Origin of the sequence: Nocardia sp. NPDC049737 (assembly GCF_040674755.1) — a bacterium.
Lineage (GTDB): Bacteria > Actinomycetota > Actinomycetes > Mycobacteriales > Mycobacteriaceae > Nocardia.
In genome coordinates, this window is the sequence record NZ_JBFANH010000005.1 from 58,633 (window position 1) to 80,439 (window position 21,807).

23 protein-coding genes are annotated in these 21,807 nt (G+C 65.1%); 10 read left to right on the forward strand and 13 right to left on the reverse strand.

The window, feature by feature from the left end:
- Positions 1-1,575, reverse strand: a complete 1,575-nt coding sequence (locus AB0J47_RS08790; protein ID WP_364342184.1) for a hypothetical protein — start codon at positions 1,573-1,575, stop codon at positions 1-3.
- Between the two features lie 15 nt (positions 1,576-1,590).
- Positions 1,591-2,988: a hypothetical protein gene (locus tag AB0J47_RS08795; RefSeq protein ID WP_364342187.1), complete on the reverse strand. Its 1,398-nt coding sequence runs from the start codon at positions 2,986-2,988 to the stop codon at positions 1,591-1,593.
- A gap of 342 nt (positions 2,989-3,330) precedes the next feature.
- On the opposite strand from AB0J47_RS08795, the gene AB0J47_RS08800 reads away from it, so the two are divergent.
- Entirely contained in the window at positions 3,331-3,759 is a 429-nt protein-coding gene (locus tag AB0J47_RS08800; protein WP_364342190.1) for an XRE family transcriptional regulator, read from the forward strand.
- A gap of 30 nt (positions 3,760-3,789) precedes the next feature.
- On the opposite strand, the gene AB0J47_RS08805 is transcribed toward AB0J47_RS08800, so the two are convergent.
- The 3 genes from AB0J47_RS08805 to AB0J47_RS08815 form a co-directional block, all read right to left on the reverse strand.
- Positions 3,790-5,046: a tryptophan 2,3-dioxygenase gene (locus tag AB0J47_RS08805; protein WP_364342193.1), complete on the reverse strand. Its 1,257-nt coding sequence runs from the start codon at positions 5,044-5,046 to the stop codon at positions 3,790-3,792.
- A gap of 10 nt (positions 5,047-5,056) precedes the next feature.
- Positions 5,057-6,100: an aminotransferase class V-fold PLP-dependent enzyme gene (locus AB0J47_RS08810; RefSeq protein WP_364342196.1), complete on the reverse strand. Its 1,044-nt coding sequence runs from the start codon at positions 6,098-6,100 to the stop codon at positions 5,057-5,059.
- Between the two features lie 91 nt (positions 6,101-6,191).
- The gene (locus tag AB0J47_RS08815) at positions 6,192-6,926 is read right to left on the reverse strand and encodes a tryptophan 2,3-dioxygenase family protein (protein WP_364342199.1); all 735 of its coding nucleotides are present in this window, start codon (positions 6,924-6,926) and stop codon (positions 6,192-6,194) included.
- Between the two features lie 506 nt (positions 6,927-7,432).
- On the opposite strand from AB0J47_RS08815, the gene AB0J47_RS08820 reads away from it, so the two are divergent.
- The 3 genes from AB0J47_RS08820 to AB0J47_RS08830 are packed head-to-tail and all read left to right on the forward strand — an operon-like array spanning position 7,433 to position 9,329.
- Positions 7,433-7,651 carry a hypothetical protein gene (locus AB0J47_RS08820; protein WP_364342202.1) on the forward strand — a complete coding sequence of 73 codons (219 nt, stop codon included), beginning with the start codon at positions 7,433-7,435 and terminating at the stop codon, positions 7,649-7,651.
- A 14-nt stretch (positions 7,652-7,665) separates the two neighbouring features.
- Positions 7,666-8,169 (forward strand): hypothetical protein, encoded by a 504-nt coding sequence (locus AB0J47_RS08825; RefSeq protein WP_364342205.1) that lies wholly within the window; start codon positions 7,666-7,668, stop codon positions 8,167-8,169.
- Complete coding sequence (locus tag AB0J47_RS08830) at positions 8,166-9,329, forward strand: MAB_1171c family putative transporter (RefSeq protein ID WP_364342208.1); 1,164 nt, start codon at positions 8,166-8,168, stop codon at positions 9,327-9,329. Before AB0J47_RS08825 ends, AB0J47_RS08830 begins: the two co-directional genes overlap by 4 nt.
- 359 nt (positions 9,330-9,688) lie before the next feature.
- Here AB0J47_RS08830 and AB0J47_RS08835 read toward each other — a convergent pair whose 3' ends face one another.
- The gene (locus AB0J47_RS08835) at positions 9,689-10,819 is read right to left on the reverse strand and encodes an FAD-dependent monooxygenase (protein ID WP_364342211.1); all 1,131 of its coding nucleotides are present in this window, start codon (positions 10,817-10,819) and stop codon (positions 9,689-9,691) included.
- A 108-nt stretch (positions 10,820-10,927) separates the two neighbouring features.
- Between AB0J47_RS08835 and AB0J47_RS08840 the strand changes: the two genes are divergently transcribed.
- Both AB0J47_RS08840 and AB0J47_RS08845 read left to right on the forward strand, forming a co-directional pair.
- Positions 10,928-11,101: a hypothetical protein gene (locus AB0J47_RS08840; RefSeq protein ID WP_364342214.1), complete on the forward strand. Its 174-nt coding sequence runs from the start codon at positions 10,928-10,930 to the stop codon at positions 11,099-11,101.
- A gap of 535 nt (positions 11,102-11,636) precedes the next feature.
- Complete coding sequence (locus AB0J47_RS08845; protein WP_364342217.1) at positions 11,637-11,846, forward strand: hypothetical protein; 210 nt, start codon at positions 11,637-11,639, stop codon at positions 11,844-11,846.
- A gap of 232 nt (positions 11,847-12,078) precedes the next feature.
- Here AB0J47_RS08845 and AB0J47_RS08850 read toward each other — a convergent pair whose 3' ends face one another.
- Complete coding sequence (locus AB0J47_RS08850; protein WP_364342220.1) at positions 12,079-12,981, reverse strand: LysR family transcriptional regulator; 903 nt, start codon at positions 12,979-12,981, stop codon at positions 12,079-12,081.
- Positions 12,982-13,169: 188 nt separating this feature from the next.
- Here AB0J47_RS08850 and AB0J47_RS08855 point away from each other — a divergent pair, with 188 nt between their 5' ends.
- On the forward strand, positions 13,170-13,475 hold the full coding sequence (locus AB0J47_RS08855) for a DUF1330 domain-containing protein (RefSeq protein WP_329090650.1): 306 nt from the start codon (positions 13,170-13,172) through the stop codon (positions 13,473-13,475).
- Positions 13,476-13,675: 200 nt separating this feature from the next.
- Positions 13,676-13,834 carry a hypothetical protein gene (locus tag AB0J47_RS08860; RefSeq protein ID WP_364342224.1) on the forward strand — a complete coding sequence of 53 codons (159 nt, stop codon included), beginning with the start codon at positions 13,676-13,678 and terminating at the stop codon, positions 13,832-13,834.
- Between the two features lie 459 nt (positions 13,835-14,293).
- Here AB0J47_RS08860 and AB0J47_RS08865 read toward each other — a convergent pair whose 3' ends face one another.
- Positions 14,294-14,731, reverse strand: coding sequence for a DoxX family protein (locus tag AB0J47_RS08865; protein ID WP_364342227.1), 438 nt, complete (start codon positions 14,729-14,731; stop codon positions 14,294-14,296).
- Positions 14,732-14,942: 211 nt separating this feature from the next.
- Here AB0J47_RS08865 and AB0J47_RS08870 point away from each other — a divergent pair, with 211 nt between their 5' ends.
- Entirely contained in the window at positions 14,943-15,254 is a 312-nt protein-coding gene (locus tag AB0J47_RS08870; protein WP_364342230.1) for a hypothetical protein, read from the forward strand.
- A gap of 40 nt (positions 15,255-15,294) precedes the next feature.
- Here AB0J47_RS08870 and AB0J47_RS08875 read toward each other — a convergent pair whose 3' ends face one another.
- The 5 genes from AB0J47_RS08875 to AB0J47_RS08895 all read right to left on the reverse strand — a co-directional run bounded on the left by AB0J47_RS08875 (position 15,295) and on the right by AB0J47_RS08895 (position 20,096).
- On the reverse strand, positions 15,295-15,546 hold the full coding sequence (locus AB0J47_RS08875) for a tyrosine-type recombinase/integrase (protein WP_364342233.1): 252 nt from the start codon (positions 15,544-15,546) through the stop codon (positions 15,295-15,297).
- Between the two features lie 585 nt (positions 15,547-16,131).
- A complete protein-coding gene (locus AB0J47_RS08880; protein ID WP_364342236.1) occupies positions 16,132-17,106 on the reverse strand; it encodes a carbohydrate kinase in 975 nt (324 codons plus the stop codon).
- Positions 17,093-17,935 (reverse strand): ATP-binding cassette domain-containing protein, encoded by an 843-nt coding sequence (locus tag AB0J47_RS08885; protein ID WP_364342239.1) that lies wholly within the window; start codon positions 17,933-17,935, stop codon positions 17,093-17,095. The genes AB0J47_RS08880 and AB0J47_RS08885 overlap by 14 nt, the downstream gene beginning before the upstream one ends.
- On the reverse strand, positions 17,932-18,930 hold the full coding sequence (locus tag AB0J47_RS08890; RefSeq protein WP_364342242.1) for an ABC transporter permease: 999 nt from the start codon (positions 18,928-18,930) through the stop codon (positions 17,932-17,934). Before AB0J47_RS08890 ends, AB0J47_RS08885 begins: the two co-directional genes overlap by 4 nt.
- 137 nt (positions 18,931-19,067) lie before the next feature.
- A complete protein-coding gene (locus tag AB0J47_RS08895; protein ID WP_364342245.1) occupies positions 19,068-20,096 on the reverse strand; it encodes a sugar ABC transporter substrate-binding protein in 1,029 nt (342 codons plus the stop codon).
- A 134-nt stretch (positions 20,097-20,230) separates the two neighbouring features.
- Here AB0J47_RS08895 and AB0J47_RS08900 point away from each other — a divergent pair, with 134 nt between their 5' ends.
- The gene (locus tag AB0J47_RS08900) at positions 20,231-21,292 is read left to right on the forward strand and encodes a LacI family DNA-binding transcriptional regulator (protein WP_364342248.1); all 1,062 of its coding nucleotides are present in this window, start codon (positions 20,231-20,233) and stop codon (positions 21,290-21,292) included.
- Positions 21,293-21,807 lie beyond the last annotated feature (515 nt).

Sequence of the window (21,807 nt, forward strand, 5' to 3'; positions counted from 1 at the left end):
CTACCCCGGCCGAGAGGCCGCGTCGACCAGCACCGCATGCAGTATTTTCGCTTGAACGCCCGCATCGCTACCGCGCTGCACTACCTCGGCGAACGCGGCGCCGAAGGCTCGACTCACGTCGAATCCGCCTGGGGCCGTGGCATCCCCGGTCAACTCGGCACGCCAGTGCTGGTAACCGTGCACCACCTCGGCGAGTGTGCGGTGTCGTCCCGGCTCCCGACGCAGATACTCCGCGAGCAGGACGCGCTGCGCCTGCCTGCGCGCGAGACCGCCACCGATGCCATCGAGCGCGCGGCCGAACTCACGTAACGTGGCCTCGTAGATACCCAGCTCGGCACCGGTTTCCGCGGTTTCGGTAGCCTCCATCGGCTGCTGCGCGGTCCGCTGGTCGAGAGTGATCGAGCGAGCCGCGCCCCAGGATTCGTGCGGTTCGGCACGCCACCGCACCATGCCCGATTCGGCGCCGAGTTCTGCCACCGCGACGACATCCAGGGCGATCACCGGGTAGTCGGTAAGCACCCGGTCCACCGCGGCCACGAACTCCCGCACCGCCGACACCTGCAGCCCGGGCGTATCGAATCCGGCCACACGCACGTCGTGGTGATCGGCCAACGTCCGCGCCAGCCATCCGACCATGGGATCGGAAGCCGGCCGCCCGCCGGAATCGCGCCGGCCACGCCCGCGCTGCTGTTCGTCGGTGGGCTTGTTCGATCGCGGCGGGGAACCGTAGCGAGGGCTCGAGGGACTCGGCTGGGCGCTCGCCGGTGGGCCGGGTGTCCGGGGCTGTTGCCCGGTCCACGGGGTGTCTCGCCGCCCCATATCGACCACTGGCCGCGGTCCGGCGGCCATGCCCGGCAACCGGCCCGCATTCCGCGCGGCGGCTGGGGGCAACACTGGGGAGGACGGGGGCAACACGGACGAGGGCCGCCGACCGGAGTCGCCGACACGGTCGCCGGATTTGGCACTGTCCTCTCGGCCTGCCCGATCCGACCCCTGGCCTGTCCGATCCGCAGGATCCGGGCGCCGCCGACCATCCTGCGGCGTGGACCGCCCCGAGGAAGCGTCCGGCGACCGCGGACCACCGGGCGCGGATCGTTCGGTGGGCTGCGCCCGGTCCGTGGAATACGGCTGACCTGCCGCTGCCGGAGATGTCGCCGCGGGGTCGTACGTCACCGGTGAGTCCGTACCGGCGAGCGCAGGCGTGCCGCCGGGGCCGTCCGACCGCTGCCGAGCCGTCTCGCCGATGTTCGGGTCCGTATCCTCGGCTGCGGTGCCTACCTGGCGGGCAAGGTAGGCGTCTTGCGCCTCGAATTGGCGTGCGGCGTCGATGATTCCGGCGGCCGTGCCGTGCAGGCTGTCCTGCATTGCCCGCACATCGGCCAGCAACTGATCGGCGTGTGGCTTGAACTCCTTGGCGAATGCGAGGCCGATATCGTCGTCGCCCCAGCTGCCTTCGGACTGTGTCACGCAATCGCGCAAGCCCGCATAGGTCTGCCCCACCCGGTCACCGAGTTCGGCCAGCCGCGCTCCACGATGTCGCAGACTGTCCGGATCCAACCGAACTTCACCGTTCATGTCCCACCCCGTCGGTCAGGCTCGGCCGCTGCTGCGCATTCGGAACCGTCGCTCGAAATCGGCGACGAACACCGACAGCGGCACCGAAGAGGTGGAGCGCTCCACGACGCCATCATCAGCGACATAGAAAACGGCACGGTCCAAAGCCATTTCACCGTCCGGCACCGGCGAACGCACCAACCAGCCCACGCTGATGCGATCGGCCCGCAACGTCGACAGCGAGTAACCGGTGGTGTCGTAACTGCGCTGGCGGACGTGATCCCGTACCAGATCGAGCGCATCCACTTCGCGGATCCCAGTAACGTGATCGGCAACCAGATCCGCGAGCATCAACTGGAAGAGTCCACCGGCGATGTCGACTCCCTCGCCATCGCCGACGACCTGCACCAACGCCTCGCGAGTCACCGCGCCCGCCTGCGCCGCCGAAACCAACAGTTCAGCGGCTTCCGGACTTGCACCCGACCGCTCACCCAGCAGGCTGCCGATAACGCCCGCAACCGTCGAGACCGTCCACGCCGCAGGCAGCGCCGGCGCGCACTCCGGTATCGGAGCGGACTCGCCCCCGTACCATCGACCGTCCTCCCACCAGTAACAAAACGACAGCAATCCGGTTACCGCACGCGGATTGAGCACCGGGTCCGCCACCCAGTCCGGGGCTCCCGCAAACAATTTCGGCATCGCGCCGCTTCCGTTGTACGCGGCCTCCAAGACAGGGGCATCCCACACGCCGCCCGACAGCACCGCCCGGTCACCGGGCAGCCGAGTCAAGGTCGAGCCGCTGCGTCCCGCACTTTCGAAGATGCCCACCGATGGTCCTATCCGCGGGCCCCGCCTCGATCCGACCGCCACGAAGGCCGCAGCCAGCACCGCCCACCGGGCCCACAACACCGCCAGCTCCGGTAGCTCGCCAGCCACGGCCACCGCCCCAACACCGGCACGCCGGTCCGCCCGCATCCCCTCCACGGCAGCCTGGGGCGGCCTCGACTGGCGTTCACCGCGCCCGATGTAAGCCGCCAACCACACCGGCAACCGACCGCGCGGATAGCGTTCCAGGTCAGCCAGATAGGCATCCGGAGTAAACAACTGCTCGCCGGGGAATGGCTCCTGCGCACCTTGATCCGCGACGACATCGACACCGTCCGCGTCGATGCGCACCAGCAACCGCCACCACGGCCCACCTTCCGAACCCGCAGACAGCCGCCGATGCCGACGCACCGTGTCCCACACCGCATCCGAAACCTGGTACCGAATCGACCGGCTGCCATCGTCGACCCTCAACAGCGCCGATTCGGCGACCACGGTCATCGCGAACCATGCCGTCAACTGTTGCCACCCGGGCGGGGCGAGCCCGCGCAGCCCCTCCGCGATCCGATCAGCCAACACCGCGAGATCCTCACCTCCGGAACTGGTCACCGCACCCTCCGATATGCTCGCAACCACGGGTTCTGCTCGCCCGGCACTCCGCTTCGTGGGCGAGGTCAGCGTTCAACTGCGCCATCTCCTCGGCGAGCTGATGCAGCTCCGGTGTCAACCTGCGCAACTCATCGGGATCGACCCACAATGGTGGACCCACCTGATCTCCCTTCGGAACCTCTGCCCGCGCGTGGCGCCAGTCATGTCAACATGCGTGACGACGAGGCACCAATTATCTTCACATCAGTTGATAATCGTGATTGCAACATGCCCGGCGTTGTCTGTCAACGGTCGTCAAGCGATAATGGCTCGTAACCATTTCAGTTGACGGGAAGGCGATCGGTGGACGAAACAGCCTCAACGTTGGCGTCGAGATTGAGCCATCTGTTCGACGTCGTGCGCAGGCCCGACGGTCGCGAGTTCAGCAACGAGGAGGTCGCCACCGCGATCGCGCGCCATCAGGGGGTGAAGTTGTCGGGCTCGTATGTCTGGTACCTGCGTACCGGTCAGCGAGACAATCCGACCTTTCGGCACTTGAGCGCGCTGGCTCGATTCTTCGGTGTTCCCCCTGCGTACTTCTTCGACGACGAGACCAGTCGCGAAGTCGACGCCGAACTGGGTCTGCTGACTGCCATGCGCGACGCAGGTGTGCGTGATGTGGCGCTGCGGGCAGCGGGCCTTTCTGCCGAAAGTCTGGCAGCGGTCACCGACGTGATCAACCGTTTTCGCCGATTGGAGCGACTGCCCGCAGGCTCACCCGGCGACCAATAACACGCGAAGAACTCCGACCTAGCCAGGGTGTCAGACCACAATCGGGTTGTCGGGAGCCGCGTTGCTGACGGGTTCGACGGTAGTGAAAACCGGAGTCGTGCGCGAGGCCGCCAAGTATGGGGTGCCCTCGGTATATCCAGTGCCACTGGCACCGCCGAGCATGCGCACTGCGAGTCGATAATGAGTAGTGCGCCAGCGGAGCAGAGCGGCCGAGAAGCTTGCCATTACCTCTGCCAGCCGCTCCAGTTCGGATCCGGCGATGTCGCCCGAGCGGCTCGCACCGGTGTAGGCATCGTCGAGCGTGCATTCCTGACCGGCGAGGACCCGGCCGCGCACCTCAGGCACCGAGTGGTACGCGGGTGAGTCGACACGCTCGGCGTCCGGGCGCCGACACAGCGACTCGACGAGCTTGTAGCTTCGCGACTGGATCGCGCTGGCGCCCTCGGTAAACTGACGAAACGTCCTGAAGGACTCGACCTGCATCGTGGCAAGCATCGAGAACAGCGGTGCCGCCTCGCGCAATGCAGTCGTCGAGTTGCTGATGAAGTAGACCGCTCGGCTCACTTCGCCGGCCGTCAGTGCCGCCACGGCACCGCGCAGATGCATGGCCAGCAGGGTGAAGGTTGTTTCGAAGGTCTGCAGCACCCGAATAAACAGGTACTCGTCGTGCATGGTGTAGACGGGAAGGATGCTCAGCTCCACCACACGCCGCTCCGCGAAGGACATATCGGCGTGCACGAGTGCGCTGACTTGCTGCGCCCGGTCGACTGCCCCGCCATCGGTCAATCCGCGGTCCAGTGCCAATCGCGCCAACGCTGGCTGGATCGCACGCAATCCATGCCGAATCCGCTTGTCGACCATATCGCGTGGCGGACGCATTGTCGGCAGCACCGTGGTCCGCCCCTGCATCGCGGCTAGTTCGAAGGCTAGAACATCCGCGAGAAGTTGCACTGTGCGCCGATCACACCGAGACTGCGCGAAAAGCGCCAGCTCTATCGGGTCATCGATGACGGGCAGCTCGAGCAGCCGCAGGGCCAGGTAAGTCGGATAATCATATCGGTTATCCAGTTTATCCAGCGCACTGTCCAGAAATGCGGATAGGACTCGCACCGGTGGCCAAGGACCACCGAGCCGCGGCAGTATCGCGCGGGCCCGGTCGAGCAGTTCCAACGTATCGGTGGGCACGAAGTGCTTGCCCACACTGTGATACCGGCGAAGGACTGCATCGTAGGGAAATTGTTCGGCGGCCGGCGCACGTAGCCACGACATGAGTTCAGCGGTGGACATCAGAGCCTTTCTATCGATGCAAATATTCAGACGTACGTCGGATGTCGCGCAGCGCTGCGCATAGGGCGATGATGTCCTCGACATTGCTGTAGTAATGAAAAGAAACCCTTACCACGTCGTGACGTGGGCTGACCGCGATGTCATATCCGGCCAGTTGGCGACCGAGTTCGGCGGGGTCGGCGTCGATAATTCCGATATGCGCGCCACGGTGCTCGAGCGGGACGGGGCGTACATGCTCACCTTGTGCACTCAATTGCGCGCGAGCCAGTTCGCCCAGGTGTCGCACGTGATCGCGAACAATTGCGAGATCCAGCTCACCGATAAGTTGCAGTCCTGCCACGGCCGCATAGCATGCAGGCACGGCCGGTGTACCGGTTTCGAATCGAGTCGCCGATGCCGGGTAATCCAATTGCACGGGGTTGAAAGCATGCGGGTCGACTCGCCCGAACCAGCCTGTCAAAGTCGGCATGTGGTCGCCATATTCGGGCGCACGGGCGTAGAGGAAAGCGAGGCCGGGCAAGCCGAGTAAATACTTCGACGTACCCGCAACGAGGAAATCGCAGCCGAGGCTTCCGACGTCCACGGGATCCACACCAACCGCCTGATAGGCATCAACGAAGACTTCGGCACCGGCCGCATGCGCGGCGTGGACGACTTCGACGACCGGCAGCCGGATCGCGTGCTGATAACTGATCAAAGGCACCGAAACCAAGCGGGTTGTTCGGTCGATGAGTGCTGTGAAGCTATCTTCGGTATGACCGGCGTCGACAACCTCGGCGCCGCGCTGCCTCTGGGCCCGCCAGACATGGGCAATAGACGGAAATTCGACTGTTGTGGTGACGATACGAGGGCGAGTTCGCCAGCTCCGCGTAGCGGCGACTTGGAAGGCGCCGATCGATGCGTTGGGCACTACCGCCACTTGGTCGACCCGCGCGCCGATCAGTGCCGCAAACCGATTTCGCGCCACACTGATCTGGTTCTCGAATGCCTCCCAAGCTGCGCCGCCACGAGTCATCTCCGCCAGCATCCGAGCCACGGCGCGGTCGAGTTCCACGGAACGAGCCCCAAGGCTGCACGTAGCCAGATGTACTGCGCGTTGCAACATCGGAAAGTGAGATCGGAATGTCTCGGGAGACATCGGCCGACTACTCATCTCCGACTTTCCGGGTAGGTTCGGCATTCGGCTGCACCATCGGCCCGGTCTCGGTAAGGAGACTTCTGATTTCCCACAGTTCGGGAAAGAACCTGTGCGAGATCAGTTTGGTCAGCATTGCGACCGGCGTGCCCTGTGTGCCGGTGGCTTGATGTCCGATCAACCGTGCGGTGATCTTGAAGTGGCGGACCCGCCACAAAGATACCCGCTCGTCCCATTCAATCAGCGCCTCGGCCAGGCGGTGTATCTCGGAATGCTGTTCGTTCCGATACACTTCGGCAAGGTCGATGCGCCGATTCTGCACGAACGTGGTGAAAGATTTCCCGATAGTCCGACTATCCCGCCGCACCGAAATCCAGCCCGGCGAATCCGATCCCGAACCGTGGCCGAGAATGGTACGGATAATTTGGAAGTCCCACGGGGACAGATGGCGCATCATCTCCAACTGGTCGGTGATAAGCCCCATTGCCAGCGATGCTCGAGTCAACAAAGCGATTGCGCTGTTCAGATCGGCATTATCGATATCCTCGGCCGCCTTGCATAACTCGGCACAGGCCAGCTTGAGCCACAACTCGGTCGACTGATGGACGATTTGGAAGAGTAACTCGTCACGGTGCACGCTCTCGTCGGGGCGGCGCTGCAAATCTAGCAGTCGATCGGTACGCATGTAACGGGCATAATCATTATCGCCCTCGCCACTCAATATCTGCTGGGAGTAATCCTTCATCGCAACACCTCGATGCGAAACACTGTCTCGATGCGTCGCCGACAAGGCTGATTTCCATCTGTTATTTTCCAGCCGATCGAGCCTAGCTTGTTGTCACCGGAAATCTGGGTAGCCATATCGACCCATAACGGTTGCCCACATGATCTCCTTCGGAACTCCCGTCCGCGCGTGATGCCAACCGCACGTACGTCGACCGTCACCGGCGATATCGCACTGCAGTCGGTCCCCACCGGCCGCGGTGCCGGGACTGTATTCGGTGGACGGCCAGGGTCGTGGCCTCCTCGCGAGGACCCGCCGACGATCGGCCTCCGGTGTGGCTCCTGCCCACTGCCGGTCTTCTCGCCACGACATAACGGGTCTGCCAGCATGTCAACATGTGTGACTATTGGACCTAAATTTGCTTCATACCAGTTGATGAGGCTGATTATTGCCACGGCTGGCACGTCCTGTCAACGGTCGTCAAGGAATAATGGATTGCAACCATTCCAGTTGACGGAAGGCGATCGGTGGACGAGGCAGCCTCAACGTTGGCGTCGAGATCGACCCATCTGTTCGACGTCGTGCGCAGGCCCGACGGTCGCGAGTTCAGCAACGAGGAGATCGCCACCGCAATCGTGCGCAACCAGGGAGTGACGCTGTCGGGCTCGTATGTCTGGTACTCCGACGTGATCAACTGTTTCGAGCGCTGGGAGCGACTGCCCGGCGGTCCGTCCGGCGCCCGGTAGACGTGGAGACTGCCATGTGGACTACAGATTTGCGCAAGCGCTGCGAACGGCGCATCGATGTACTCGGGCTACCGGTTCGTTTCGGTATCGACGAGGTGCGCGAGGGTCTGGCGAGACATGTGAGCAGACGGATCGAACTGATCCCGATGGCCTTGCCACCCGCAAGTCCACTCGGATTGCTGATCACCGACGAGCACGGGCATTCGGTCATCTACGAGGAGTCCGCCAGTCCGATTCACCGCCAGCAGATCATCTTCCACGAATTCGCGCATCTGCTCTTCGGTCACCGGGGTCGGCCGATCGGCGATGATCGACGGCACTGCACGTTCGTCCACATCGCCCATGAGATCCAAGGACAGGTGCTCGCCAGATCCTGCGGATCGACCGAGCAGGAGACCGAGGCCGAGATGACGGCCACGCTGCTGCTGCGGCGCGCGCACCGGTCGAGCCAACCGGTCACCGTCGCTGCCGATCCGGCGATCGCCGACATAGTCCGCCGCTTGGATAATTCACTGTGACCCCCGACCCGATTCTCCTGATCTTGCTCACGGCGTTCGCTTGCGGCGCGGTGCTGGCCATCAAGGCTCGCGACATCATGCGGGACTCGGACAACGGGATGCACCGTGCGAGTGCGCTTTTCGTGGGCGCGATCCTGGCAACCATGATGCTCTGGCTCGAATCCGATGCCATCGACCAGCACACCCATATCCAGACACTGGGCATCCTGCTCAGTGACGTCGCGGCTATGCTCGCGGTGTGCGCGAGCCAGATATGGTTCGTATACCTCACGACCCCGATCGAGATCGCGCGCCGCAGGTCACCGCTGTGCTACGCGGGATTCGCTATTGTCGTCGTCGCGATCGTCGCACTGTTCGCCGCGTTCCCGCCGTCGTCCGCGAACGATGCCCAGTATCGGTATCTGTTCATCTGCTACGTCGGTGTCAGCGCCGTCGCGGCGGTAGCGTTCGGGTTCCGCTACGCCGCGCTCACCGCGAAGCCGTGGCTACGGATCGGATTCCGGGTCATCGCATTGGGCGGCATCGCCGTGATCGCGCGCCTGGTCTTCCTCCAATATGTGCTCGTCGCCGCCGATCTCGGCCACCCACCCCGGCCTGTGTACGCCACCGTGGACGGGCTACTCACCGTGACCGGCCTACTCACCGTGATCACCGGTTTGGCACTGCCCTCGGGAGGTGAGTTTCTGGAGGCGCTGCTGCACGCTTACCGATGTCACCGAGCTGAACGACAACTCGGTGCGCTGAGCCGGCACCTGACATCGGCCACCGGCACGGCGAGCGCTGTGCCCCTGCCCGCCGGTCGCGAATGGAATCCTATGCGGGACGCGGAATTTCGGCTCTGTCGTCGGGTCATCGACATTCGGGACGCGCAACTGGCGTTGCGCGGGTATGCCGATCCACGGGCGCGACAACTCGCCGCCGAGCGGTCCGACGCGCTCGGCTTGCCGGACTATGAGCGTGGCCCGATGATCGAGGCGGCCGTCATCGCCGCCGCGATCCAGGCGAAGCGGGCAGGCATACCGCCTCGGCACAACACGACGATGACCCTGTCCGCTGAACATGGTGGCGCTGACACACTGCTCGACGAAGCCAGATGGCTCGGACGTGTCAGCCGCGCCCTGCGATCTTCCGAGATCGTACGTCACAACGCTGAGGTCTAACTGCCACGACAGCGACCGCGACCAATCCACCATCGCGTCGAATCATATTGAAGCACTTCTTGATTCGGCCACATCCACGACACAGAACGCACCGCTGGCGGAGCCGGTCGAGACGTTGTTACCGGCCTGTCCGAATCTGCGGATAGGGCGGCAGCCCAACGCCTGGCTGCCGGCTTCGATAGCCCGAGCATCGTCGACGTCGATACCGGGCCGAACGCTCGCCGATCGCGCGGATTCGGGTTGAGCAGCTCGTTAGCGGGTGTCGCGTTGACGGGATTCGCGGCGGCGGCGCGGTTGTCGGTCACGACTTTTCGTCTCCGTGATCGTTCCCGCCAGGGGCGGGCGGGAAGACCGGCAGGTCATCCGGGATGCACTGGCCGAGGTTTGGTCGCAATCGTTGGTGGCCGCCAGCGGGTGATCAGCAGCTTCGTGCCCAGTTTGCCGGCCAGGATAGCCAGTCGGTTCGGCACCAGGGCTGCTGTAGCGTCCCTGGTGACGTCCACGAACCTGGACGTGGGTTCGGTAACCAGGGTCGCGCGCCCCGACAGCCAGCTGATGAGGCCGACCCGGCGCCGCCGGGCCTTGGAATAGGCGGCTAGATCAGGTGCATAGGCGGCGAGGGTTACGGCGTCCTCGATCGTCATCCCGGCACCTTGCCCGAGCGTGGGATGCATCCCGTGCGCGGCGTCGCCGATGAGCGCCACCCGACCACGTGCCAGCGACTTGGGGACGCGGATATCGAGTAGCTCGTTCTCGAGAACCCGCCGCGGGTCCGCTGCCGCCACCATGGCCGGCACGGGTTCGGGCCAGTCCTTGAAATGGTCGAGACCCTCGACATCGGAGTGAGTGCCCGCGAAGGCGTAGATCCGGTTGCCCGTCATCGGCAGGATGCCGAACTCGGCCCGATACCCCAACACCAGGCCCACCCACTCCGGCGGCGGAGCGTCGACGATCCATCGCCAGCCGGTGATCCCCGTGTGCCGGACCGCGTCCGCCTCCGGCCAGACTTGGCGGCGGGTGAGACTGTGGATGCCGTCCGCCGCGACCACGAGATCGAATTGGGTAGTGCCTTCGGCGGTTTCGATGTCTCCGGACGCGTCGACGCGGACAACCCTGGAACCGGGACGCAGGCACTCCGACGGGAGCGCGTCGACCAGGACAGCGATGAGATCGGCGCGATGGACCACCACGAGATCGTCGCCGCCGATTACGTCATTCACCCGGCCGAGCACCAGTTCGCGCCCACGCCGGCTACGGAGCCCGCCGATGTGGTCCGCCATGGCCTCAGCTCGGATGGGTTCGCCCACCCCGATCAGATCGAGGGCGGCCAGCACGTTCGAGGTCAGCATGACCCCGGCGTCGACCTCGGTGAACTCGGCGGCTCGCTCGTAGACCGTCACCTCCCAGCCAGCCGCTCGCAACGCGATCGCCGCGGTGAGCCCGCCGATTCCGCCGCCGACTATCCCTGCGCGCCTGATACTTTCGGCCAACTACCCCCCTACGACGATGGCATGACCGTGGATGCCAGCACCCACCATATCGACGCTAGTGCCTCATCAAGCAAACTTCGTAGATAATCCGGGTGCCGGATCTTTGAGTTGACGGCGAAGTCGCGGCCGGATGAGGAGTGGGAGCTGCGCGACGATTTCACCTCGACCGCAGTCGAGCTGGCCGACGCACTGCGCAGCCCGGACGAATACGACATCACGACCCCGCATCAACCAGCCGATAGCACATCCCGCAGCGGAACACTTCGACTCCGGGCCACCTGAGGGGCCAGACCGACCCTGACCACCCACCGTAGGAGACAAGTTCCGTCCCGTGGTGGAGACGCGGCAGGGCCCTCGCGATCACTGCGGTAACGGCAGCGCTTGTCGGCGGGGCCGGCGAAGGCGGCGCCGAACTCATCGACTGGTTGTTCAGCTGAACAGCAACGTGCCCGGCGGAGGTAGTACAGGGCTATGCCTTCGGCGCGGATTGCATAGCGCCGCACCACCGCTGGTGCAGCTGCACATGGAAGAGGCCGCCGTCAGGTAGCGGTCCTAGGTTTGTGGGCTATGACGACCGACTCCCCAGACAAGGCGGAGAACCCGGCCCACGTGGAGCTCGAGACGTCAGTGGATGACCTCGGATCGCGACAAGGTGCGAGCAATCCACCGCACGCCCGGCGTCGAATCACTCGACGGTTACGCAAACCGCTTTTCTGTCGGGTGCTCATGAGCCCCGATCACACTGGAGCCCGATCGACGAGCAAGAAGTCCCGGGCCTGATTCGTCTCGCGGCGTCCCCGGACACAGGAGGCAGGACTTGGACGAGACGCTGAACACGGTGACCGATCCCCTGGTCGCCGTGAGTATGCGGCAGTTGGTCAGCGAGATCCTGTTGCGCTACGGGTCGATCGACGCGTTCTGCGCACGGCTGCACCGGCTGCTCGACGAACCCACCGTCCAGATCCCCGCCGTGACCGGCTCCCCCAGCACGCACCCGCAGGGCCGCCACCGGCTGCGGGAAAGGTGAACCCGTGGAATACCCAGCGGCGTAAGCGATTTCACCGGATACAAAGCGATACCGTTCGCCCATCTCAGGGTCGCCGTATCGGCCGAATTTCGGGCGGATATGGCGTAGTGGGCTGGTAGAGAGCGCGGTTTTCGCCTGGTCGCCCAGTACCTGGGCTGGCGACAAGCCGGTCAGCTGTAATTCAAGGAGCTCGACGAGTTGCCGATGTCCGTCTCGCGTGACCTGCTGCGCGTCAGTCCGGCAGCCAGTGCAGCTCGTGTGCCAGGGTTTTGGCGACGGCACGGATGCGGCGGTGTAGTGGTGACTGCACGCGCGGGAGGACCAGGTGGATCGTCAAGGTGGGTGCGCCCCGCAGCGGTCGCCACGTGAGACCGGCCGGTGATGTCGTGACCGCGGCTTCACCGGCCGGGGCGAGGGTAAGCCCGTCGTGTAGGTCGCGCTGAGACATGTCGAAAGAGACTGCGGGCGTGTGGAATCGGGGGTTCGGCCGGGCGTCGCGGAACAGTGCGGACAGCTGATCGTGGATCACGGGGTTGGCCGCACGGTCGGGGAGTCGCAGCGGATACGTGGCCGCGTCGGCGATCTCGATCTCCGGGTGTTCGGCCAGCGGATGATGCTCTGCCAATTGGACCCCGACGCGCGCGCGCCGCAGCAGGAACCGGCGCACGCCACGCCCCGGCTGTTCACCGCGGGTGATCCCCGCATCGATGCGGCCGTCGGCGACCGCGGGGGAGATCTCCGGTGTCGCCATCGGGACCGCGCCGACCTCGAGTCCCGGGCTGCTGCGAATGAGCCTGTCCACCAGGGCCGGTGCCGTCTCGGCCCCCGCGCTGAGGCTGTATCCGATGCGCAGCGTGCCCAGTTCACCGGCCCCCGCGCTCCGGGCGGTGTCCCATGCCCGGTCCAGCGCCGCCAACGCGGGCGGCGCGGACTCCGCCAAAGCCGCACCGGCCGTGGTCAATACGACGCTACGCGTGTTGCGAACCAGCAGGGCCGTACCGAGTTCCGCCTCCAATCGGCGCATCCGGGCGCTGAGTGCGGGCTGCGCGATACCGATCCGTGTGGCCGCGCGGGTGAAGTTCAACTCCTGCGCCAGCACCAGGAAGTACCGCAGGCTCACCGTATCCGGCGCCACGTGCCCTCCCTGTCGATTGATAACGATCCGTTCTGAGTCTATCGCGGACCGGTCTTTCCCTCGACCGCACATCAAGTCCTAACCTGCGCATATGACGATTCAACTGACCGCAGTACCCGTCGCCGGGATCGATCGATCCGAGTGTCAGTTCGAAGTCGGACGTGTCCGGCCGAACACAGGAGGTTTCCATGGCTAAGGGCTACTGGGTCAGTGTCTACCCCGCCATTTCCGACCCTGAGAGGCTGACTGCCTACGACAAGCTGGCCGGTCCGGCTGTCCAGGCTGGGGGCGGGCGCGTCCTGTCCCTCCTCCCGTCCCGTGGCGGTCGAGTCGTCGCCCACGAGGCCGGAATCACGCAACGCGTCGTTCTGATCGAGTTCGACAGCTTTGAACAGGCCGTCGCGGCATACGAGAGCGAGGCATACCAGAAGGCGCTGGTGGCCCTCCCCGACGGCGTCGAGCGCGACTTCCGCATCATCGAAGGCATCGACTGACCGGCGGGCCCAGCCATCGCTGAGCATCCGTCACCTGATACGCACACGGGGCTCAACGACGACTCACGCTGAATTCGCCCGCAGCTACGGACATCCGTCGACCGTGGTATATCCGATGCTGGCGCTGTGCACCGTCGTCGGGCTGTCGGTGGAAGACCTCCGCCGACATCTACGCCGACCCACACACCGCCGCGCGGGAAATGCTCGTACCGATCGAACAACCCGGCAGCGACACCCCGGTTACCGTCGCCGGTCAGCCCATCAAACTGACCCGCACACCCAGCCGGGTCTACGGGCGCGGCCCAGTGCTCGGTGAGCACGATGTCGACAGCATCATCGCCGAGTGGAACTTCACTTGACGCCATCCGCAAAACCTCTGTCGACACAAGGATATCCACTGGGCGAGGCGATCTCGGCGCACAACCAACGGAGTAGACCGATGCTCGAGGACCACGTGACTGGAGGCCGGAAAGTCATGACCCCGGACCATCAGATCGGCCTGTTCGCCAGTGGCACAATTGAAGTGCTCGACCCTCTCGTAAGGTTTCGATCCGCCGGTGTGCTGATAGGGCGAGCAGACACTGGCAAACCTCTGGAATTCAAGCACAAACATCGCCCACGGCCGCCATGTCAACGACCAGCTCCACCGACGCGAACCCGACACCCAGGAACTCCAACTCCAAGTGCGACCGTCACCGCCGCGCGGATAGATGGCCGTTGGATCGATCGCCGCCAACCCGACGGGCGATCGATGGCGAGAACGCACGACCGGCGATCGGTGGGTGGGCCGCCGATCGCCTGTCGTAGGTATGGATTTGTCATCGCGACAGCGAGTTGCGCAGATCGGTGATGGTGGCGCGGCGCGCGTAGGCGATCCAGGCGAAGATCGCGGCGAGCACCAGTGGGAAGATCCCCATCAAGGGCTTGTCGGCGATGAAAGCCTGCGTCCCGGCGGCGAGCACGGTGAGGACCGACAGACCCGCGGCAGCCAGGGCACTGAGCCGTGGCACCATCAGGCCGATACCGCCGGCGACCTCCGCAACTCCGATGAAGATGAGCAGCCCGAGGGGGATGGTCAGATTCTCGGGGGCGTTGTCGGTCAGGGCGTTCGGCACAACGAGCTTCGGCCCGCCGGAGGCGATGATGAAGAACAGGCCGAGCAGGATCTGCAGGGTCCACAGGACGCGGTTGCCGATCTTGCCGGGACGGTCGGTGACGTCGCTGGAGAAGTCGGCGGAGGGGTTGGCGGTGGTCATTTCTGGTCCTTCTGGTCGGTCGCGCCGGGTTGGTAGCGCGTTCAACAGATAGGACGGAGCACCGTCCGAGGACTCATCGCTGTCCGCGAAGATTTACCACACCGAGGGCACCGGCACCGAAGCCTGGATGACACCAGCATCGCCCGCAACGATCGACTCATGAGCGATTGACCGGCCCGGGTACCGGCATCGCGACGCTCAGACCGGCGACATGTCCACGACGCCCGCCGTTTTCCAGTTGCCCATGGCGCTGGCTGCCCGCCGCCACATCGCGATGCGATTGGGCCTGCCCGCCCACATACTCGGCGTGACAGGCCTAGACGATGCCGAATACCGGGCGATGCTCCAATTCGGCGACAGCACTGTGCGACTCGCTGAGATTGCTCGCAAATCCGGGCACGCCGTCGAAGCCGTTGACGAGCTGTGGCGCATCCTGCGTCGGGTCGCGGGCACCGAACGACCGGTGCATGTCGGTTCATCGACGATGACGGAAACGAAGTCGACGAAAGCTCCATGGCACTGATTCCGACGGCCGCCTCCCCCGGCCGGAAGTAGCGCAGCTTTCAGATCAGACGCGACCCTCCAGGCTCCATGACCGGACGCGAACGAACGAGGCAGGCCCTGCGGCCCGCTCCATGCAATTCGGAGCAGGCGGCCTTCGCCGGCGGCCGCCGCGCCTGACGGATGGTCTGGTTGGTGATCCGCGCATAGTGGGCGGTCATCCGGGACGACTCGTGATCAGGGAGAACGCGTAGGACTTCCTGCGGGACGTCACGGTTGATCAGTCGGCAGGCAAAGGTGTGCCGGGTCCTCATCGAGGATCCCAAGAGAGCAGTTCGACAGCTTATCGACCTGGTTTTCGCAGGTCGATCTGTGTGTTTAACGCATGTGTCCCTCTCCGGGCACAAACACTACGTCATGTCACCCGTTCAACCTGCGGTTATGCAGGAAGGGTGGCTGGCGGCGTCGAGCCGATCGGCGCAGAACCGCAGGTGGGAGCCCTGGGGGTTCAATTCGGGTTCAGCTGAGAAAATCCTGAGTAAACCGGCACGTCGCCCGGTGAATCACGGGCCGTCATATCACGGAATTCTTTCCAGCTCTGCGGATATCGGTCGAGGCCTTCACTCGATCTGAGATACGGCCCCGCTCGCCACGCCGATCAGCGGGACCTTCTGCGGAACGTTCGCCCGTTCGCCTCCTCGGTCGAGACCGCCCGGTCGACGCTCACACGCCGATCGCATGACAGCGCGGGATCAACGGAACTCAGAGTCGTCGTCCCCAAAGGATCCACCTGACTTCATGCCGACGCTGCTCACGCCCTACTGCGCCTCCCCCAAAATGCCGCGGAGGGACCTCGGTTCGGCCAGTTCAACTTATGGCTGGCCGAACCACCCGATCCGTCACCGACCTGTGAACAGCTCGGCGGCCGTCGGCGGGTCCGCTCCGCGGCGGCCGCAGGTCAGCGCTGCGACCATCGTGGCCTCGTCGAGAATGGCGGTGAGGACGTGCTTCGGGATGGCACGCAAGGCTTCTCGGTACGCGGCACCGAGCAGATGGTGATCGCGCAGACCGGCGAGAATGCCTGCCGTGAACGCGTCTCCGGCGCCGACCGTGTCGATCACCTCGACGGGGCGGCCGGGGCGATGGATGGGAGTGGCGTCTGCGGCAGTGGCGGCAAGTGCGCCGTCGGGGCCCAGTGTCACGATCACGAGAGCAGGGCCGCGGGCGGACCAGTCGGCGACCACCTCCTCGGGGTTGCGGCCCGGGTACAGCCAGGACAGATCCTCGGCGCTAGCCTTCACGATGTCGGCACGGGCGATCATGGCGTGTACTCGGTCCAGGGTGTTGTCGCGAATCATCAACTGCGGGCGGAAATTCGGGTCGTAGCTGATGGTGGCGGTAGACCGGGCACGGTCCACCAGGCGGGTCAAGGCGTCGGCGCCAGGGGGCACGGTCAGCGCCAGTGAGCCGGTGTGCAAGGCCAGCACGCTGCCGTCGAGCGCGGTGGACAGTTCGGAGTCGGTCCACTGCCAGTCGGCCGTGCCGTTGACGCGAAAGTCATAGTGCGGCATGCCATCCGGGTCGACATCGACGATCGCCAGTGAGGTCGGCTCGGTGGCGTCCACGACATGATCGAGGGCGACGGCGTTGTCCCGCAGGTGGTTTCGGATGCGATGGCCCAGCGGGTCGCCGCCCAAGCGGGCCAGCATCCGCACCGGCACGCCCAGCCGGGCCAAGCCGACGGCCACGTTCGCGGGGCTGCCGCCGGGCACCGCCTGGAAGCGATCGGGGGCGCCGGCTAGCACCAGGTCCACCAGCGCCTCCCCCGCGACCGCGATCAGGCCGCGATCGGCCACGGCCTCAGTGGTGGACACGGTTGTTGTCGACCTCCGCACCGGCCATCGCGCCGGTCATGATCGCCACCGCATCGGACATGGAGAATTCGTGCGGGCGGATCACCGCGACTCGGCGGCCGAGCCGCTGGATGTGCACCCGGTCGGCGATCTCGAACACGTTCGGCATGTTGTGGCTGATCACAATGACGGCCAAGCCGCGGTCGCGGACCTCGCGGATCAGATCCAGCACCATACCGGTCTCCTTGACACCCAGCGCTGCCGTTGGCTCGTCCATGATCACCACGTGCCGCGCGAAGGCCGCGCCGCGCGCGACCGCGACACCCTGGCGCTGGCCGCCGGACAGTGTCTCCACCGCTTGCTTCATAGATCGGATCCCGATCTTCAGATTCGACATGTGCTGCTGCGATTCTCGCACCATGCGATCCTTGTCGATCATCCGGAACACCGAGCCGAGGATGCCGCGGCGCCGCAGTTCCCGGCCCAGGAACAGGTTGTCGGCGATATCGAGGGCTGGTGCCACCGCCAGCTCCTGATAGACGGTCTCGATACCGGCCCGGCGGGCGTCGGTCGGGCGCCGGAAGCGCACCCGTTTGCCGTCGAGCAGGATCTCGCCCTCATCCGGGATCAGCGCCCCGGACAGCGCCTTGATCAGCGAGGATTTCCCGGCACCGTTGTCGCCGATGACCGCGAGGATCTCGTTCGGCAGCAGGTCGAAATCCGCGCCGTCGAGCGCAGTGACCTGACCGTAGCGTTTCACCAGGCCCTTTGCCTGCAGCACCGGCTGTACCGCGGCCTGAGCTCCGTCGCCTGCGGTGGTGGCGTCGCTTGCGGTGGCTGTCTCGCTCATTTCTGCCTCCTGCGGTTGAGCTGGTCCACGGCCACCGCAGCAATCACCAGGATGCCGGTGATCAGCGTCTGGTAGATCGACGGCACCCCCGTCAGTTGCAGGCCGTTACGGATGATGCCGACGATGAGCGCGCCCAGTAGCGTGCCGATCACGCTGCCACGTCCGCCGAACAGGCTGGTGCCGCCGAGTACCACGGCGGTAATCGAGTCCAGATTGTCGGTCTGGCCGGCATTCGGGTCACCGACGCCGGTGCGGGCCACCAGCAGCAGCGCCGCCAAGCCGTAGATCAGGCCCGCGACCGTGTAGACGGCGAGAAGCACACGACGAGTGTCGATGCCGCTGAGCCGCGCCGCCTCCGGGTTATTGCCTACGGCGTAGACGTGCCGCCCTGCCGCTGTCAGCCGCAGCCCGTACCAGGTGATCGCGAACAACACCAGCATCGCCACCGACCCGTAGGTGATGTCGGTCTCGCCCAGCGGAAATGTCTTGTCGAAGAACGTGAGTGCGCCCGGCAGACCCGAAATCGTCTGTTCCTGCGAGTAGATGTGGGTGAGCGCGAACGCGATGCCATACGTGCCGAGAGTGACGATGAACGGTGGCAACTTGATCAGGCTCACCAGCGTGCCGTTGAGCAACCCGAACGCGGCCGTCAGCGCCAGCCCGAGCAGAATCGCCAGTGGCACAGGCAAACCCGTGTCGACGGCCAGCTTGGCGATCGCGATGTTGCCCAGCGCCATCACCGCACCGTTGGACAGATCGATACCGGCGGTGAGGATGATCAGCGTCTGGCCGATCGCCAGCGTGCCGACCACCATCACCTGCTGCACGATCAGCGAAAAGTTGTCACCGGCCAGGAATCGGTCGGACTGGGCGGTGAAGTAGACCACCGCGATCAGGATCGCGATCACCGGTCCGACGTTCGGCACCGACAGAATCCGGTTCAGCGCTGTGTGTTTCGGCTCCGGCGGTGCGGGAGACGTTGTAGTTGCGGTCATGCGAATCCTCGCTCGTCGACGAAATCAGGTGGACCGGGCCGAGCGCACACCGGGACAACGAGGGCCGTCACCGTCCCGGCATACGGCGCAGCGTCCTTCGCCGTCCCGGCGTGCTTTCCGGCTGGGGACGGGCGTTCTCAGCCCCAGCAGTTGTCCAGGCCGTACTGCACGTCCTTGGAGTCGACGCCGGCCTGCGGCTTGGCGGTGATCAGTGTGACGCCGGTGTCGGTGTAGCCGCTGGTCTTGTTGCCGTTCCTGGCGTAATCGACGATCGCCTGCACGCCCGCACTGGCCATCTTCAGCGGGTACTGCTGCGAGGTCGCCGCGATCTTGCCGTCGCGGACCGCCTGCACGCCGGTGCACCCACCGTCAACGGAGACGATCATCGCCTGGTTCTCCTTGCCGGCGGTCTTCAGCGCGGTGTAGACACCCAGCGCGGACGGCTCGTTGATGGTGTAGACCAGGTTGATGTCCGGATCCTTCTGCAGGCAGGTTTCCATCGCCGTCTGCGACTTCGCTTGGTCGCCCTGAGCGGGCTGCGCACAGACCACGTTCGGGGCGGTGACGTACTGCGTCATGTCCTGAGTGGCCTGCGCGGCGCCGTAACCGGACAGGAATCCGTTGTGCCGCAATACGCCGACGGTCACGCCGGGGTTGAGGTCGATCATCGCGATCTTCACCGGCTTGTCACCCTGGACGGCCTTGGCATAGGTGCCGATCAATTGGCCTGCAGTGAAATTATTGGTGGCGAACAGCGCGTCGACCGCACTCTGGGGATCGGTCGGGGTGTCCAGGGCAATCACTTCGACGCCCTTGGCACGGGCCTTCTCGACTGCGGGGACGATCGCCTTCGTATCGCTGGCAGTGAGCAGGATGCCCTTGGCTCCCGCATTGACCATGTTCTCGATCGCCGTCACCTGGCTGGCGTTGTCACCGTCGAACTTGCCTGCGGCGGTGAGCAATTTGACGCCAGCGGCATCGGCCTGCTTCTGGGCACCCTCCTTCATCTTCACGAAGAAGGGGTTGGTGTCGGTCTTGGTGATGAGCCCGACGACGACCTGCCCGTTGTTGCTGTTGCTCGCCCCCTTGCCGCAGGCGGCGACGGAGAAGGCCAGAGAGGTGACCGCGAAACAGACGGCGGCGATGCGGACGACACGAGAGGACATCGGTGTACTCCTGCAGGTACTACTTAGACAACGTTGTCAGAGACCATATAGCGTGATCTACGCCACGTCTAGACGTTTCTTCTAGCATATTTGACGGTTCTCGGACCGAACACGAGCGAACGGAGAGGGTTGCCATGTCAGCGTTGTCAGAATCCCAGGCGCCACGCCGGGGCGCCACCATGCGCGATGTGGCGGCGCTGGCGAGGGTGAGTATCAAAACGGTGTCGCGCGTGGTCCGCGGCGAAGGCGGCGTATCGCCGGAACTGGCCGCGCGGGTCACCGATGCGGCAACCATGCTCGACTATCGGCACAACCTGGCGGCCAGCACGTTGCGCGGGCACGGCCAGAAGACCGCCGCGATCGGTCTGGTACTGATGGATGTCGCGAACCCGTACGCCTCGGCGCTGCACCGGGCGGTCGAGGATTTCGCGCACAGCCGGGGCACCCTCGTCTTCGCGGTGAGCAGCGACGAGAACCCGGCCCGCCAGCGCGAGGTGCTGGACGCCCTGCTGTCCAGACGAGTGGATGGGCTGATCGTAATGCCGGTGGGCACCGATCACGGCTCTCTGCTGCACGAGCAGCGTCGCGGTACCCCGGTCGTATTCGTGGACCGCATGCCGGCCACCACCGAAATCGACAGCGTCACAGTCGACAATCGCACCGGCTCCCGCCTTGCCGTCGAACACCTGGCCGCCGCAGGCCACCGCCGTATCGCCTATCTCGGTGACCTGCATACGATCTGGACCGCTGCGGAACGTTACGCCGGCTACATCGAGGGCCTCGCCCACACCGGCATCCCCCTCGATCCGGACCTGATCTGCGCCGACCTGCACTCCGCGGCGGCCGCCGAGGCCGCCGCTGGGGCGCTGCTCGACCGCCCGGACCGCCCCACCGCCCTGTTCGGCGCCCAGAATCTGGTGACCGTTGGTGTGCTGCAAGCGATCCGGAAGCGTGGCTTGCAAAACCGGATTGCTGTTGTCGGTTTCGACGATCTGCCGCTGGCCGAACTGCTGCAGCCAGCGCTCACCGCCATCACCCAGGATCCGGCGACGATCGGCCGCGTCGCCGCCGAAATCCTTTTCGCCCGCCTGGATGGTGACGACGGACTCCCCCGCCACGAGGTGATACCCACTCGCCTACTGGTCCGCGGTTCCGGCGAGATCTCTGCAGACCTTCGGTCACCTCACAGTCAATAGCCAGGATGCTTCATACTCATTGCACAGCTGGTGTATATAACCGACGACACAGCTGTCGGCAGCGCGTAAAGGACGCTTGGCCGCGGCCAACACCTTTCTGCGGGTGGCGTCCTGCTGCTGTGCCCTCGCCAGACGAACCGTCGGTCCCTTCACTGTTCACTTGCTTCCTGCGGCACCGCGCAGCGTAGTGACACGTATTGCTGACAAAGAGACGCTATTCCAGCTTCAAGTCATACTCGTGGAATGTGGTATCGCAAGTGCCTATTGGCTCAATAGGCACGCGGCCTGCAGCGCGTACACGAACCGAGTGCGACAGTAGCGTTGGCGAGTGCGCCGACTGCCTCGTCGAGAGGTAGGGCGATGTCGGCGGGCGGGACGCGACCGCCGGGGGCCGGAGATCACGCACCGGATCGTTCGACCGCGCCGTGCGCCGCTGCGACCATAACCAACCCTGCATGCCGTGTCACCTGATGTCGCGGACTCGTTCCGCCGTATGCAAACCAGCTCGCTCACCC

Bases quoted from the DNA above. Each gene is read 5' to 3' on its own strand.
- AB0J47_RS08890 (WP_364342242.1), bottom strand. From the start codon at position 18,930: ATGACCGCAACTACAACGTCTCCCGCACCGCCGGAGCCGAAACACACA.
- AB0J47_RS08895 (WP_364342245.1), bottom strand. From the start codon at position 20,096: ATGTCCTCTCGTGTCGTCCGCATCGCCGCCGTCTGTTTCGCGGTCACC.
- AB0J47_RS08885 (WP_364342239.1), bottom strand. From the start codon at position 17,935: ATGAGCGAGACAGCCACCGCAAGCGACGCCACCACCGCAGGCGACGGA.
- AB0J47_RS08870 (WP_364342230.1), top strand. From the start codon at position 14,943: ATGTCCACGACGCCCGCCGTTTTCCAGTTGCCCATGGCGCTGGCTGCC.
- AB0J47_RS08825 (WP_364342205.1), top strand. From the start codon at position 7,666: ATGTGGACTACAGATTTGCGCAAGCGCTGCGAACGGCGCATCGATGTA.
- AB0J47_RS08815 (WP_364342199.1), bottom strand. From the start codon at position 6,926: ATGAAGGATTACTCCCAGCAGATATTGAGTGGCGAGGGCGATAATGAT.
- AB0J47_RS08900 (WP_364342248.1), top strand. From the start codon at position 20,231: ATGTCAGCGTTGTCAGAATCCCAGGCGCCACGCCGGGGCGCCACCATG.
- AB0J47_RS08855 (WP_329090650.1), top strand. From the start codon at position 13,170: ATGGCTAAGGGCTACTGGGTCAGTGTCTACCCCGCCATTTCCGACCCT.
- AB0J47_RS08860 (WP_364342224.1), top strand. From the start codon at position 13,676: ATGCTCGTACCGATCGAACAACCCGGCAGCGACACCCCGGTTACCGTC.
- AB0J47_RS08790 (WP_364342184.1), bottom strand. From the start codon at position 1,575: ATGAACGGTGAAGTTCGGTTGGATCCGGACAGTCTGCGACATCGTGGA.
- AB0J47_RS08865 (WP_364342227.1), bottom strand. From the start codon at position 14,731: ATGACCACCGCCAACCCCTCCGCCGACTTCTCCAGCGACGTCACCGAC.
- AB0J47_RS08875 (WP_364342233.1), bottom strand. From the start codon at position 15,546: ATGAGGACCCGGCACACCTTTGCCTGCCGACTGATCAACCGTGACGTC.
- AB0J47_RS08805 (WP_364342193.1), bottom strand. From the start codon at position 5,046: ATGTCCACCGCTGAACTCATGTCGTGGCTACGTGCGCCGGCCGCCGAA.